General features: G+C 45.2%; 10 protein-coding genes. 4 read left to right on the forward strand and 6 right to left on the reverse strand.

Annotated features, from left to right (window positions below):
• Positions 1-40: 40 nt before the first annotated feature.
• The 3 genes from X794_RS06640 to X794_RS06650 all read right to left on the reverse strand — a co-directional run bounded on the left by X794_RS06640 (position 41) and on the right by X794_RS06650 (position 2,500).
• The gene (locus X794_RS06640; RefSeq protein ID WP_011309954.1) at positions 41-439 is read right to left on the reverse strand and encodes a NifB/NifX family molybdenum-iron cluster-binding protein; all 399 of its coding nucleotides are present in this window, start codon (positions 437-439) and stop codon (positions 41-43) included.
• Between the two features lie 279 nt (positions 440-718).
• Complete coding sequence (locus X794_RS06645; protein WP_011309955.1) at positions 719-988, reverse strand: hypothetical protein; 270 nt, start codon at positions 986-988, stop codon at positions 719-721.
• Positions 989-1,015: 27 nt separating this feature from the next.
• Positions 1,016-2,500 carry a reductive dehalogenase gene (locus X794_RS06650; protein ID WP_034375905.1) on the reverse strand — a complete coding sequence of 495 codons (1,485 nt, stop codon included), beginning with the start codon at positions 2,498-2,500 and terminating at the stop codon, positions 1,016-1,018.
• A 596-nt stretch (positions 2,501-3,096) separates the two neighbouring features.
• On the opposite strand from X794_RS06650, the gene X794_RS06655 reads away from it, so the two are divergent.
• Complete coding sequence (locus X794_RS06655) at positions 3,097-3,612, forward strand: MarR family winged helix-turn-helix transcriptional regulator (RefSeq protein ID WP_011309957.1); 516 nt, start codon at positions 3,097-3,099, stop codon at positions 3,610-3,612.
• A 65-nt stretch (positions 3,613-3,677) separates the two neighbouring features.
• Here the strand turns inward: X794_RS06655 and X794_RS06660 are convergent, their stop codons facing one another.
• Together X794_RS06660 and X794_RS06665 are read right to left on the reverse strand one after the other, a co-directional pair.
• Positions 3,678-3,950 (reverse strand): hypothetical protein, encoded by a 273-nt coding sequence (locus tag X794_RS06660; RefSeq protein WP_011309958.1) that lies wholly within the window; start codon positions 3,948-3,950, stop codon positions 3,678-3,680.
• 15 nt (positions 3,951-3,965) lie between these two features.
• Positions 3,966-5,465, reverse strand: coding sequence for a reductive dehalogenase (locus tag X794_RS06665; protein WP_011309959.1), 1,500 nt, complete (start codon positions 5,463-5,465; stop codon positions 3,966-3,968).
• Positions 5,466-5,904: 439 nt separating this feature from the next.
• On the opposite strand from X794_RS06665, the gene X794_RS06670 reads away from it, so the two are divergent.
• The 3 genes from X794_RS06670 to X794_RS06680 all read left to right on the forward strand — a co-directional run bounded on the left by X794_RS06670 (position 5,905) and on the right by X794_RS06680 (position 12,468).
• Positions 5,905-6,540, forward strand: coding sequence for a DUF4389 domain-containing protein (locus tag X794_RS06670; RefSeq protein WP_011309960.1), 636 nt, complete (start codon positions 5,905-5,907; stop codon positions 6,538-6,540).
• A gap of 568 nt (positions 6,541-7,108) precedes the next feature.
• The gene (locus tag X794_RS06675; RefSeq protein WP_041344595.1) at positions 7,109-11,413 is read left to right on the forward strand and encodes a hybrid sensor histidine kinase/response regulator; all 4,305 of its coding nucleotides are present in this window, start codon (positions 7,109-7,111) and stop codon (positions 11,411-11,413) included.
• Complete coding sequence (locus X794_RS06680; RefSeq protein WP_011309962.1) at positions 11,413-12,468, forward strand: HD domain-containing phosphohydrolase; 1,056 nt, start codon at positions 11,413-11,415, stop codon at positions 12,466-12,468. Before X794_RS06675 ends, X794_RS06680 begins: the two co-directional genes overlap by 1 nt.
• Before the next feature lie 113 nt (positions 12,469-12,581).
• On the opposite strand, the gene X794_RS06685 is transcribed toward X794_RS06680, so the two are convergent.
• Positions 12,582-12,983 carry a hypothetical protein gene (locus X794_RS06685; RefSeq protein ID WP_011309963.1) on the reverse strand — a complete coding sequence of 134 codons (402 nt, stop codon included), beginning with the start codon at positions 12,981-12,983 and terminating at the stop codon, positions 12,582-12,584.
• Positions 12,984-12,997 lie beyond the last annotated feature (14 nt).

Consider the following 12,997-nt stretch of genomic DNA (forward strand, 5'->3'; position numbering starts at 1 on the left):
AGTAATTTCCCCACTCAAACTAGGAAATAGACAATATCCTTTAGTGTAAACGCTCTGTTAAATTAGGCAGCTTGCCTTCAAGATAGAGTTTCAGGGCAGTTTCTATATCAGCTACATCAGTCATATGCACTGCAATTCCGGCTTGCTTCAGGCTTTCCTGAGCTCCCTGACCCATTCCGCCAGCTATCACAAGCTGACAATCCGTAATATTTGAAACCATGCCGGCATGGGTGGCTTGGGCATGGGCATTAAATCCATGGCAAGCTCCGGCGGCATGGGTGTGCTCATGATTCATCCCTGCAACATGGTGACCGGCTTTGGGCCTTTGTTCTTTACCAGTTACGCTGCCATCTTCGGCACTTGCAACCAGATAATATTGAGCCCGTCCGAAATGCTGACAGATTGTTTTCCCGTCATCGGTTACTACTGCAATTTTCATTAGTTATTCCTCCACCTATTTGATAAAGTTATATTCCCTAGATTGTTTTGAGCATATGCTCTTAACTAATATTAACTCATCAGCCCAGGTATATCAAACTTCCGGATTTACAGGTGAATTTCTCCTGTTTACGAAAGCAGTTTGAAATAAAGTGCCGAGTGAGTCCGGCAAGTAAAAGTAGCCGAAAAATGCATTCCTCACCAAAATAAAACCCCGTATAAATAAAAAAGGCGAGGGAAATATTTCCCTCGCCTTAAGCTCGTTAGCAAAAACCCTGAATTAGGCTTTCTTGGTTTTCCTGACGGACAACTGCCAGGCTACTCCCAGCAGTATAAGGGCAATAAGACCGAATATAAGTGCCCCCATCCAGGCTGACTGGGGTTCATTTTCACGCAGAGAACTGAAATAATGCTGGCCGGTAGCAAACAAGGCTAATACGCCCAAGCCACCCAGCACCCATTCATACCACTTCGTGAATACTCCCTTTTGCACAAGCCAATTGGCCAGAAGAGCTATAGCTGCACCTGCAAGCAATCCAATCCAAAACATTACATTACTCCTTTATTCATTAAGCCTTTAGTAAGATGTATTTATACCGTAGGTATAATCATCTATATTCCACCAGTCGCGCGAGTCCTTGCGTCCGTATCCCATGGTCTTTTCCATATTGGCAAAGAAACTGTTGAAAACAGGAGTGACGGAAACTGTATTACGTACCAAATCATGTATAAAAGAACCGTCGCCATTGGTATTAAAGGGGCAACTGCCCTGACAGACCGGACAATGCGGGCAGGTGGTGGTATTAGTACGCCATCCGTTGAAACCGGGGCGGGTACCGGGTTGGGTAGCTTCCCAGGACGGGTCGCCTTTTTCAATCAAGCCGAACGGGCAGGAGTCCGCACAGATACCGCAGGTCTTGCAGAAGTCATACACCCCAAAATCTATAGGCTTAGTGGACATAAGAGGCATATCGGTCATCATTACCCACATAGCCCGGTTGGTAGTGCCGTATTTGGGGACTAAGGTCGGTGATGACATACGGCAGTGTTCACCCATACCGGTTAAGGTAGCGATAGCATTGGTGTGATAACCCATCATGTGGGTTGAAACCGCAGTATATCCCAAAGCATGGATAAACTCCTGGATAATAGCCCCGACAAAGGGGAATCTTTGATAGGAGTAGTATACAGCGGCATCCTCATATTCGCCGGCCTGGCGTCTGGTGGACTCGTAAGGCTGGCGGGCAGTCCACTGGAGGATATATTTGGCTTTGGCAGGAATGACCAGTTTGGTGGGTGTTTCAGCCGCTTCGTCTACGTTTTCTATTACCAGCTGTTTCCCGCCGCTTTGCTCGTGGAAAAGCTTAAAAACGTCTGAATCCATTTCCTGAGCGCCTACATCACAGCCGCCAAGGAAACGGACTACCTGACGCAGGGTAAGCAGGTTTTCTTCGGGTGTGCCTTCCCAACGCGGTACACCGAAATCCTGCGGGCGGAGCGTTTCGCTTGAGCGAAGACCCATGAAGGAGGGGAAAGTGGCCGTGCCTCCGGCCTTTAGTATGGCCTGCATAACATTAACCCTGTTGCCGCCCATATTTATTTCGCCGGGCCACATGCCCATACGCATAAATTTGGTGGCCATGAAGAGAGCGGTTGTCCGGTTGTCTCCCAGACCGGCATAGCCGGGTTCCCATCCCGGAAATTCCTTTTTCATGTAATCAAAAAGTACTTGCGCCTGCTCAGGGCTGGCCCAGGTACCCGAACTGCCGCCGGGAATGCCCATAGCATATCTTTCCTGAGCCGACAGGGTTGGTCTGGCCTGGTAGGGGAAAGTACCTTCCATCTTGGGTAGATTCTGCCAGTCAATGGGTACTGAAGGATCTTTGAACTCCCTCTCTTTAACCCACCACGGCAGCTTCTGTACGCCGCCGGAAGAAGCAGTCAGCTCATCCACATCATGAAAAACCGGGGCGGCAGCCGACACTGCTCCGATACCGGCACCAGCCAAACCCAAAGCCTTCATAAAATCTCTTCGGGAAAGTGTTGAATGAAAAGTTTTCACTTGATATCTCCTAATCATGTATTTGACACTAATAACCAGTTCAAGGAAAATATAAATACGGAAGGGCACTAAAAGTTATCTCTAATCCAGCTAGCTTAAATACCTTCCTTTCTGGCGGTCTCTGATACAGGCCGCCGGTTTTTATTTTTAAAGCTCACCGGGCAATTAGAACCAAGGTTGGTTTCTCCAGTAAGCTCAAAATCCCATTTAGGCTGCTTAATCTGCCATCAGATTCATAACCTTAACAATCAAACGGCAAATACTGAGTGAGTGCCGGGCATATTCACTGCACCTTGGGTACGCTAAAACCCTTACTGAATGCCCGCTATCAGTTTACGCCTCCATCTATGAGTATTGTTCGTATCATAATGTTCGTATCATAATGTTCGTTATGGAATATTAACCCCTCCGAACAAAACCGTCAATACGCCGAAATGCGTATTTTTAATAAGCTCTGGGGTATACTTTAGGATATATAATAATGTTAAACCTGTATTGTTTAGAGATTGATAGTTATTTGTATTTAACGTCTGGTTTATTGTTTAATACTGATACAGGCTGATATTTACCAAAATACAGATTGGGGAAACAGGATTATGCCAAGCAACAACACTTTTGAGATTTGGTCTATGCTGATGCAGGCAAGGGCAGGGGCTTATAATGTGCGCCGCAAAGAACTGCTGGAAACTGGAATTACGCCTGAACAAGCAGGCATATTAAATATTTTGCATGTTGAAAGGGACACCGTAGTAACTCCCGCCAAAATTTCCAAAATATTTCTGCGCGAACCCCATACCGTCTCGGTAACTCTAAAGAGTATGGAAGCCAAAGGGCTGCTAGAACTGAGAAAAGACCTGGAAAGACGGAATATGATTCGGGTAGTAATAACAGAAGCAGGGGAAAACGCCAGAAACAATGCGTTTTTACTGAACAAAGTCCAAAAAATATTTGAGGATTTTTCTGAAGAAGAAATAGAACAACTGAAGGGTTTACTCCGGAAAGTACGGGATAAATCCATAAATGAGCTCTCCACACCCAAGGTCAAACCAAACTATGATTTAAATATCCTGCACAATTACGATACCGAAATATCCCTCAAGAACAACTCCTGATACAAATGATAAATAAAAAAGCGGGGGATTTAACCCCCCGCTTGAGGATAATTAATAAACCCTGTTTAAGCTTTTTTAATTCTCCGGGCAACCATCTGCCATGAAAGAGCCAGCAGGATAAGGGCCGGCAAACCAAGCACCAGCAGGAACATACTGGCAGCTTTGGATTCAAGCTCATTCAGACTGCCGAAATAGTTCTGGATAGTAAGTAAGAGCAAGACCAAACCTACTATACCAATCAACCATTCATACCACTTGAGACTGAAACTGTTGCGTTTCATCAACCAGAACAGTCCCATAACCAGTGCACCCACTATTAGACCAACTATTAACCACATATTTATTCTAACCTCCTAGTAACTTCCGCCCTGAATACCGCAGGTGCTGTCAAACCCGCCGATAGGCTGGGGCATGTCCCACCAGTTTTCAAGATCTTCACCTGCTCTAAGACCATAACCAAAGGCCTTGTCTGCCTGCCACAGGAAACTGTTGAAAACAGGAGTGGTGGACAGGGTTGCTTTGACATAATCATGGATAGCGTTTTTGCCGGTATTAAAGGTGCAGGTACCCATACAGGCACCGCAGGTACCCAGCTGGACTCTGCCCAGCCAGCAATCAACGCTGTTTGTCCAGAACTGTTTCTTGCCGGGTACGTGGGTGGTATCTTCCTGACCGTACAACTTGGGAATATCCCAGCTGGGCTCATGGTCAGTGGGAATAGCACTCCATGGGCAGGCATCAGCACACTTGGTGCAGGTATGGCAGAAACGCCACATGCCGGCATCAATGGGCGGAGTAGGCTCAAGCGGCAAATCGGTAATCAGGTGGAAAAGACCGGTTATTGAGCCGAATTCCGGGTTATTAAATGCACCTATATTACGGGCGCCTTCACCCAAGCCTGTCAGTACGGCACTGGCAATGGTCGGTACCGCACCATTCATGGGCAGGGTATATCCGTAACACTGGTAACCCAGAGACTTGATAAAAGCCTGAATCTTGGGCTGAATCTGTGCCATGGCAGTATACCGGCTAAGATTAGCCGCATTTTGAAGCGCCGAACTAGGTGAACACCGGAACATCTCCTTTGACATGGGGACAATGAAAGTAAACTCGTATAGAGGTACATTAGCAGGGAAGACCATCTTTTCAGCTGTATCATAGCCTACCGGCACATCTTCAAAAAAGTACTGCTTGCACTGGGTAAGGGGAGGCGGCCAAGCGCCTTGGTAAGCGGTAGCGGCATTGCCCTTATCAAAGGTGCGGAAGAGTTTATCCTTGTAACGCTGGGTAACTTCACCATAGCCTACTTGAGCAGCCCCGTAAAAGATTAAGGCGCTTCGGAGCATGCGGGAGTTTTCAGCCGGCGTTCCCTGATATTTAGCCACGCCGCGGGCTTCGGGAGTGGCTGTTGCCGGGCCCATAAAGCTAATGCTGGGGATCATACCCATTGCCATCGGCAGCATACTCATAACGCCTGCAGCCAAGGCCTGATCACGCACTTTCAATCCCGGGGTATCGTTTTTCAAACCGTCTGCAGTAAATTTTGCACCCACCGCATTGCGTCTGTTAACTTCTTCTTCGCCCAGGTATTTTATCTGCACTGACCGAACCTGACCTACCATGCGCCCGTCAGACCGATACATCATATCCCAGTCTATCTCGGTAGTGGGGTCATCTATTTCCCGGTTTTTTACCCACCAGGGGCGTTTCCATTCCGCACTGGGGGAAGCTGTTACATCATCCAGATCCTGAAATACAGGGGTAGCGGCAGCGGCAGTGCCAAGACCGGCACCAGTCAAACCCAAAGCCTTAACGAAATCACGGCGGCTAACTATTGAGTGAAAATTAGGCATATTCCATTTCTCCTTTTCATATGCTTACGGTCTTTCCCGTTGTCACCCAGTCTTCCCTGAGCGCCCAAGAGCCATCTTACCCCCTGTATCAAACAAAATCTGTTATTAGTAGCAATACGATGTTTGTATACGATATTTGTATACGATTATATATCCTGCACACAGGGTCAAACAATCAGCAAAACGGATAATAATACTAAGCATTTAGTATAATTTGAGATATCGGCCTGATTTTCCGGTTGGAACAAACCCCTAAGTAACCGGAAATAAATATCCGCCATATATTGATACCGAGGCAGAGAAAGGTATAATACAGAGGATATAAATGCAGATCTGAAGAATACTTGAGGCTTACCTTTTAACACTTTTTGGGTCGGGAGCAGTTTTTAATATCCATAGCATCAGAGGGGCAAAAAAATATTTCAGCAGGAGAGATAACATGATGTCCAGTGTTACCCAGTATCCGGCCACACTAAGCGTTGATTATCAGGATAAACCCCGTGACAGGGTAAATGTAGCCTTCCGCCTTCTTATGATAATCCCTGTTGCCATAATCTTGTCTCTGATTAGCGGAGGCAGTTATAAATACACCATTGACCATATAACTTATTCCGCAGGTAATGCCGGAGGAATTATTATTCTGGCAACCGTACTTATGATTCTCTTTCAACAGAGGTACCCTAAATGGTGGTTTGACTGGAATCTGGCCCTCAGCCGTTTCAGTTACAGATTTATCTCTTATCTTACCCTGCTGAGGGATGAATACCCCTCAACAGACGAAGAGCAATCAGTCCACCTTAATCTGGTTTATCCGAATGTCAAAACCGACCTGAACCGCTGGATGCCGCTATTTAAATGGTTTTTAGCCATACCCCATTATATTTTGTTGGCTTTCCTGGGATTTGCCGCATTTATATGCACCATATTCGCTTGGTTTACCATTGTATTTACCGGTAAATACCCGAAGTCACTGTTTGATTTTGTAGTGGGGGTGCTGCGTTGGGGGCTCAGGGTATCCGCTTACTCCTCCCTGCTGATTACAGATATCTATCCGCCATTCAGTCTGGAACCTTAAGCCAAGCCACAAATATGCTAACGGCTAAAATATCAGACAGGCTAAAAACCAAACATGAGTGAAATATCTGATGGGATTATAGCTTTGCGGGGAGAGAGCGGCTTTAAAGCCGTCATACTGTTTCCTGCCTGCATTTGGCGGAACTGGAAGAAACCTGTTTAATTCTTCAGAACTTGCCAATCAGCCGGATTCCGACAAAGGTATACCAAAAGCTAAGCTATGTCTCTATGGATAACTCCTGCCATATTTTAACCCATAACCTTGAGCGGCTTTTAAACCCCAAACCATACTCCATTAAGCCGCTCAGGGCAGACACTCGTCATAGCCCCGCAGAACCACCTCAGTGCCACTTATCCACCCCAAAAGCGATAAACAGGGTATTTACACAGGCAAGCATTTGGAGTAATACTATTATGCAGGGTGATATACGAATAGAGAGGTTTTTATCAACCCTGAACGCAATAGTCAGGTATAGGCCAAACCTACAGGACTTGCCAAACGGCAGACCTGAGCCAGATACAGCCAGCCGCATACCATATGTGTGTGCCAAACCTGAATACAGCAACAAATGGGATTGGGATTCTCCAATAAACTCAATCCGTATGAATTATTTCCTCTGGCATACAACCACCCGGTAGCCGACAGATTAAGAGGTAACCGAATTGTGAAAGATAAGCTGGAGAAAAAGACCCTGCACCCGAAAAAATTGACGGGCGGCAATCCTTTACCAAATACTCAGATCAAATCTGATACTCAAGGCATGCCTGCTCCAAACTTGGCAAATCTGTCCAAGGGTGAACTGCCTTACAGCGAACAGGCTGATATCTTCTTTGAGATGGATCAGGATTTAAATTATATATACTGGGACAAAGCCTCCGAAGAACTCACCGGCATACCTGCCAAAGATGCCATAGGCAAATCTATTTATACCCTTTTCCCAAAAACCAAGGGCTCAGATATTGAAAAAGCTTATCTGAAAGCCCTAAAAACCAAGCTCCCCCAACATTTTCCTTCAAAGTACCAGATTGGAAAACAGCAACACTATTTTGAGATTAGTGCGTACCCGACTGCAAGTGGCCTATCTGTTTTTGCCAAAGATATTACCGAGTCCAAAGAAACCCATGAAACACTCCGCCAGTCCAATATTTTGTACTCCACGCTGGTGGAAAAAAGCAATGACGGAATTATCATAATTCAGGATGAGCTGCTAGTTTATGCCAATCCAAAAATGACTGAATTGTCCGGGTTTTACCTGGAAGAAATCACGGGAAAACCCATGGTTGACTTCGTTTCCCCAGAATACCGGGGGCTGGTACTGGATCGGTACCAGAGGCGGCTGGCCGGAGAAAAAATACCTAACCAATATGAGATAGAAATTGTTGCCAAAGACAAGCGCAAGATACCGGTTGAAATAAATGCCAGCCATATTGAGTATAAAAACAAACCTGCCAATATGGCCATAATTCATGATATGACTAATTACAAACTAGCCCAACTAAAACTTGCCGAAAGTGAAGAACGCTACAGGGGAGCACTGGACAACATGCTGGAGGGCTGCCAGATTATTGGATATGACTGGCGTTATAAGTATCTGAATAAAGCGGCGGTTCAGCAAAGCCGTCTGACCAAAGAATCACTCTTCAGCCATACTATGATGGAATTATACCCCGGGATTGAAAACACCGAGTTATTTACCAATCTCCGTCTCTGCATGGAGAAAAGGATTACCGTCAAAATGGAAAACCAGTTTATTTTCCCTGACCTCACTGAAGGCTGGTTTGAATTAAGTATTGAACCGGTACCGGAGGGTATTTTTATACTCTCACTGGATATTACCCAGCGCAAAAAAACTGAAAACCAGTTGCGAATCAGCGAAGAGCGTTTTCACCTGGTATTTGACCAGGTACCCATTGGGATAGCTATAGCCAATTTGGATTTTAAATTTATACAAGTTAATAAAACCATGTGCAAGATGATGGGATACTCCGAAAAGGAATTTGCCTCCATTACATTTAAAGATTTGACCCCTGCCGAATTTCTGGCATACGATATGTATCAGTTAAAACTCCTGAACAAAGGCGCCATAGACCATTTCGAACGGGACAAGCAATACCGTCATAAAGACGGCAGTGTTTTCTGGGGACATTTATTTGTAGGCACGATAAAAGATGACGAAGGTAAAATTCTATATTACACCCCATGTATTATAGATATTACCAAACGCAAACAAGCCGAAGAATCTCTGCAAAAATACAAACTGATTGCCGATGACAGCCGGGATATCATCCTGTTTCTGGATAAAAACAGCGGGAAAATACTTGAGGCCAATGTTGCCGCTACCAAAGCTTACGGGTACAGCCGCAAGCAATTGTTAAACAAGACTATATATGACATACGCCCGCTTAATACACAAACATCTATTCCCCAACAAATAGCCCTGGCTGATTCAGACGGAATACTATTTGAATCGTATCACCGCCATAAAGACGGCAGCATCTTCCCTGTGGAGGTAAGTTCCAGGGGCGCCACTGTCAACAATACCCGCTTGATAGTAAGCGTGATAAGGGATATAACCGAACGCAGAGAATCTGAAGAGGCTTTTAAAGCTATATATAAACACCAGGAGACTATACTGGCTACTGTCCCGGATATTATAGCCGAAGTGGATGAAAACCGGGTCTACACATGGATAAACGAATCCGGCAGAGAGTTTTTCGGGGATGATGTCATCGGCAAAGAGGCATCGTACTATTTTGAAGGGGAGCAGGATACTTACCACAAGATTGCACCAGTTTTTAACGGAGATGAAAACACACTTTATATCGAAAGCTGGCAACGCCGCAAGGATGGCGAAAAACGTCTGCTGGGCTGGTGGTCACATGCGCTAAAGGATATCACCGGTAAAACGGTAGGGGCATTATCCGTTGCCAGTGATATAACCGACCGCAAACTTATGGAAGAGAATCTGGTCCATTCGGCTAAAGAGTGGAGTATTACTTTTGACTCTATAAACGATATGATTTGCATTGTGGACGCCGGTTACGTAATTCAGCGGGTCAATAACGCATTCGCCAACTCCTTGAATCTGTCTCCGGTGGAAATTATAGGCAGGCATTGTTATGAACTTATCCATGCAACCAGCAAACCCTATTCCATATGCCCGCATAAACTTACCCTTGAAACGGGGCTAACCCAGACAAGTGAATACCTTGAAGAAAACCTTGGTATATGGGTTGAAGCAACCACCTCACCCATTTTTGATGCGTCTCACCGGGTGACAGGGTCGGTTCATATTATCAAAGACATCAGTTCCAGAAAAAAATCTGAAGAGTCTTTGAAGGCAGAGCGTGAGACCTACCTGTCCCTGTTTAACAGTGTTTCAGATGCTATTTTTGTCCACCGCCCGAAACCGGATAAAACACCTGGCAAACTTCTGGAAGTAAATGATATTGCGGTAAAAATGCTGGGGTACAGTCGCGAAGAACTACTCAATATGGAAGTAGCAGATATTACAACCCAAATAGTAGATGACTTGCCATTATTTGAAAAAGCCGCTGCAAGACTTAATAATAATCAGGAAGCTTCTTTTGAACGCATTTTTGTAACCAAAACCGGCAGGAAAATACCGGTGGAGCTAAGGTCACGAACCATTATTTTTGAAGGCGATACGGCAATCCTTACCATGGCCAGAGATATCAGCGAGCTTAAGAAGGCCGAAACTGAGCGGCAAAAACTTCGCGAACAGGCAGATGTAGCTAACCGTCTGGCCGCAGTAGGGGAAATGGCGGCCGGCATTGCCCACGAGATAAACAACCCATTAACCGGTGTTATCGGTTTTGCAGAGCTGCTTGCCAACAGACCTGATTTGCCTGCTGATATACAGGACTCTATAAAGATAATAAACAACGGAAGCCTCAGGGTAGTTGAGATTGTAAAAAGGCTGCTGACCTTTGCCCGCCAGACAAGACCAATTGTCAGCAAGGTCAATATTACAGATGTGATAGATAACTCCCTGGCACTGCGAAGTTATGTACTGGAAACTGCCGGAATTTCCATAATCCGGGATTATGCTCCAAATCTACCCTGGATAGATATTGATCCTGCCCAAATACAGCAGGTTTTTCTAAACCTGATATTAAACGCCGAACAATCCATGAAAAAAATCCATGAAAAAGGTACTTTGACGGTAAAAACTAAAAAAGCCGGCAAGTACATACTTATTTCATTTAAAGATGACGGAGCAGGTATACCGCCGGATGTAATGGATAAAATATTCCAGCCGTTTTTCACCACCAAAGACCCCGGGCAGGGAACGGGCTTGGGTTTAAGCCTGTCACAAGGCATTATTTTGGAGCACGGCGGCAAAATATGGGCGGAAAACAACCCTGATGGAGGCGCTACCTTTATGATAGAACTGCCCATAACCACCACTTGTGAAATCCCCGCCCAAGCCCCCGGAGAAACAGATAAGGCCTATCTGAAATCAAACAGAATAGCTTCAGCCCTGGTGATAGATGATGAACCGGCAGTCAGATCCTTGTTAAAAATCATTTTACGCCAAGATGGCCACAAGGTAGATGAATGTGAAAACCCGGAAAAAGCTCTGGAAAAACTCAAAGATAATACCTATGATATTGTCTTTCTGGATATCCGCATGCCCGGCATGAGCGGAACCGAACTTTACAAAAATATTATCAGCAACTGGCCAAAACTGACCGGCCATATTATATTTATCACCGGTGATACATCTGATGCCAAAGTCAGAGATTATCTTGATAACCACGATATCCCTTATGTTACCAAACCCTTTGATATGTCCCTGCTTAAAATAGCTATAAACAAGATATTAAATAAAATGGATGCGGATAACTGATGGATTTAAAACAGGACACTTTACTGATAGTAGATGACGAAGAACTGATACGTCAATTACTCCGTGTAAAGTTTTCAGGCGAAAACTACCAGTGTCTGACAGCCGTTAATGGGATTGAGGCCATTGAACTAATCAAAGGGATACAGATTGCAGTGGTTCTGCTGGATATCAACATGCCCGGCAAAACAGGTATTGAAACCCTGCAGGATATAAAAACCCTCAAACCGGATACCGAAGTTATTATGGCTACAGCCATAAACGATATTGAAATTGCCTTGAAATGTCTCCGTCTGGGTGCATACGATTATGTCATTAAACCCTTTAATTTAGAAGAACTGATACACATCACCAAACGGGCACAGGAACATAGACGTCTCATACTGGAAAACAGGAGCTACCAGCTTGAGCTGGAAAAGAAAGTATCCGAACGGACTGAAGAACTCAGGCAGGCTTTGGATAAATTAAAAACGGCCTCGCTGGATACCATCTTTCGTTTGTCACGGGCCGCCGAATACAAAGACGAGGATACCGGTATGCATATACGGCGAATAGGCCGTTATGCCGCCCAGATAGCCGAAACCATGGGTTTACCCGCCGAACAGATAGAATCTTTCCTGTATGCCGCCCCCATGCATGATATAGGCAAGATTGGTATTCCTGACCATATACTCCTGAAACCCGGAACACTCACCCCCCAGGAATGGGAAATAATGAAGCAACATACTATTATCGGAGCCAACATCCTGGAGGGAGCCGCCTCAGAAATAATTAAACAAGGGGCGGTGATTGCCCTTAACCATCATGAAAAATGGGACGGAAGTGGTTACCCGAACGGATTAAAAGGCGAAAATATACCTTTGGCCGGGCGCATCACTGCCATTGTAGATGTTTTTGACGCCTTAACCTCCAAACGTCCTTATCGGTTACAATCATTTTCCGTACCGGAAGCTTTGAAAATGATAGAAGAAAATGTGGGCAAACAGTTTGACCCTGAAATATACCGTGCTTTGCAAGGCAGTTTGAAAAATATTCTGGCTATCAAAGAGCACCACTGACTTCGTCTGCCCGCATACCACAGGGGGCTCTGCCCGTATCCTGATACAAGCCCACAGCGATATAAACATTACTTACTCGTAATGCTTACAGGCGTCTACAGAGGACATGACAGCTACCTGAGCAAAAAGGGTATTACCACTGCCACCAGCCCGGTAAACAGGACTGCCAGCATGAAGAGATTGTACCTGAGGGCATAATCACTGAGCATAGATGGGTCATAGTAATCTGCCACACCCTGATCTTTATACATTCTGAGCAAACCGTTAATTAATTTAGCTCTCATCTGGCGTCCGCGGATAAGCCCTACTTCAACTACAAAATTTACAACCACTATCAGTGCCACAAAAGTAAACATGACCACTGTCTGGGTATTTTCACCGGAAGAGGATGCTATGCCGGAGTTTATACCCAGAGTTATCAGATTAAGGAAAATGGCGGTCAGGACAAATATTGTATCTGTGCGGGCATTGGAAGCCAGCTCAGCAATCAAATGCTCATGCACACGTTCAATCATCTCATCACCTCAAA

The organism is Dehalococcoides mccartyi CG5, assembly GCF_000830885.1.
Lineage (GTDB): Bacteria > Chloroflexota > Dehalococcoidia > Dehalococcoidales > Dehalococcoidaceae > Dehalococcoides > Dehalococcoides mccartyi_B.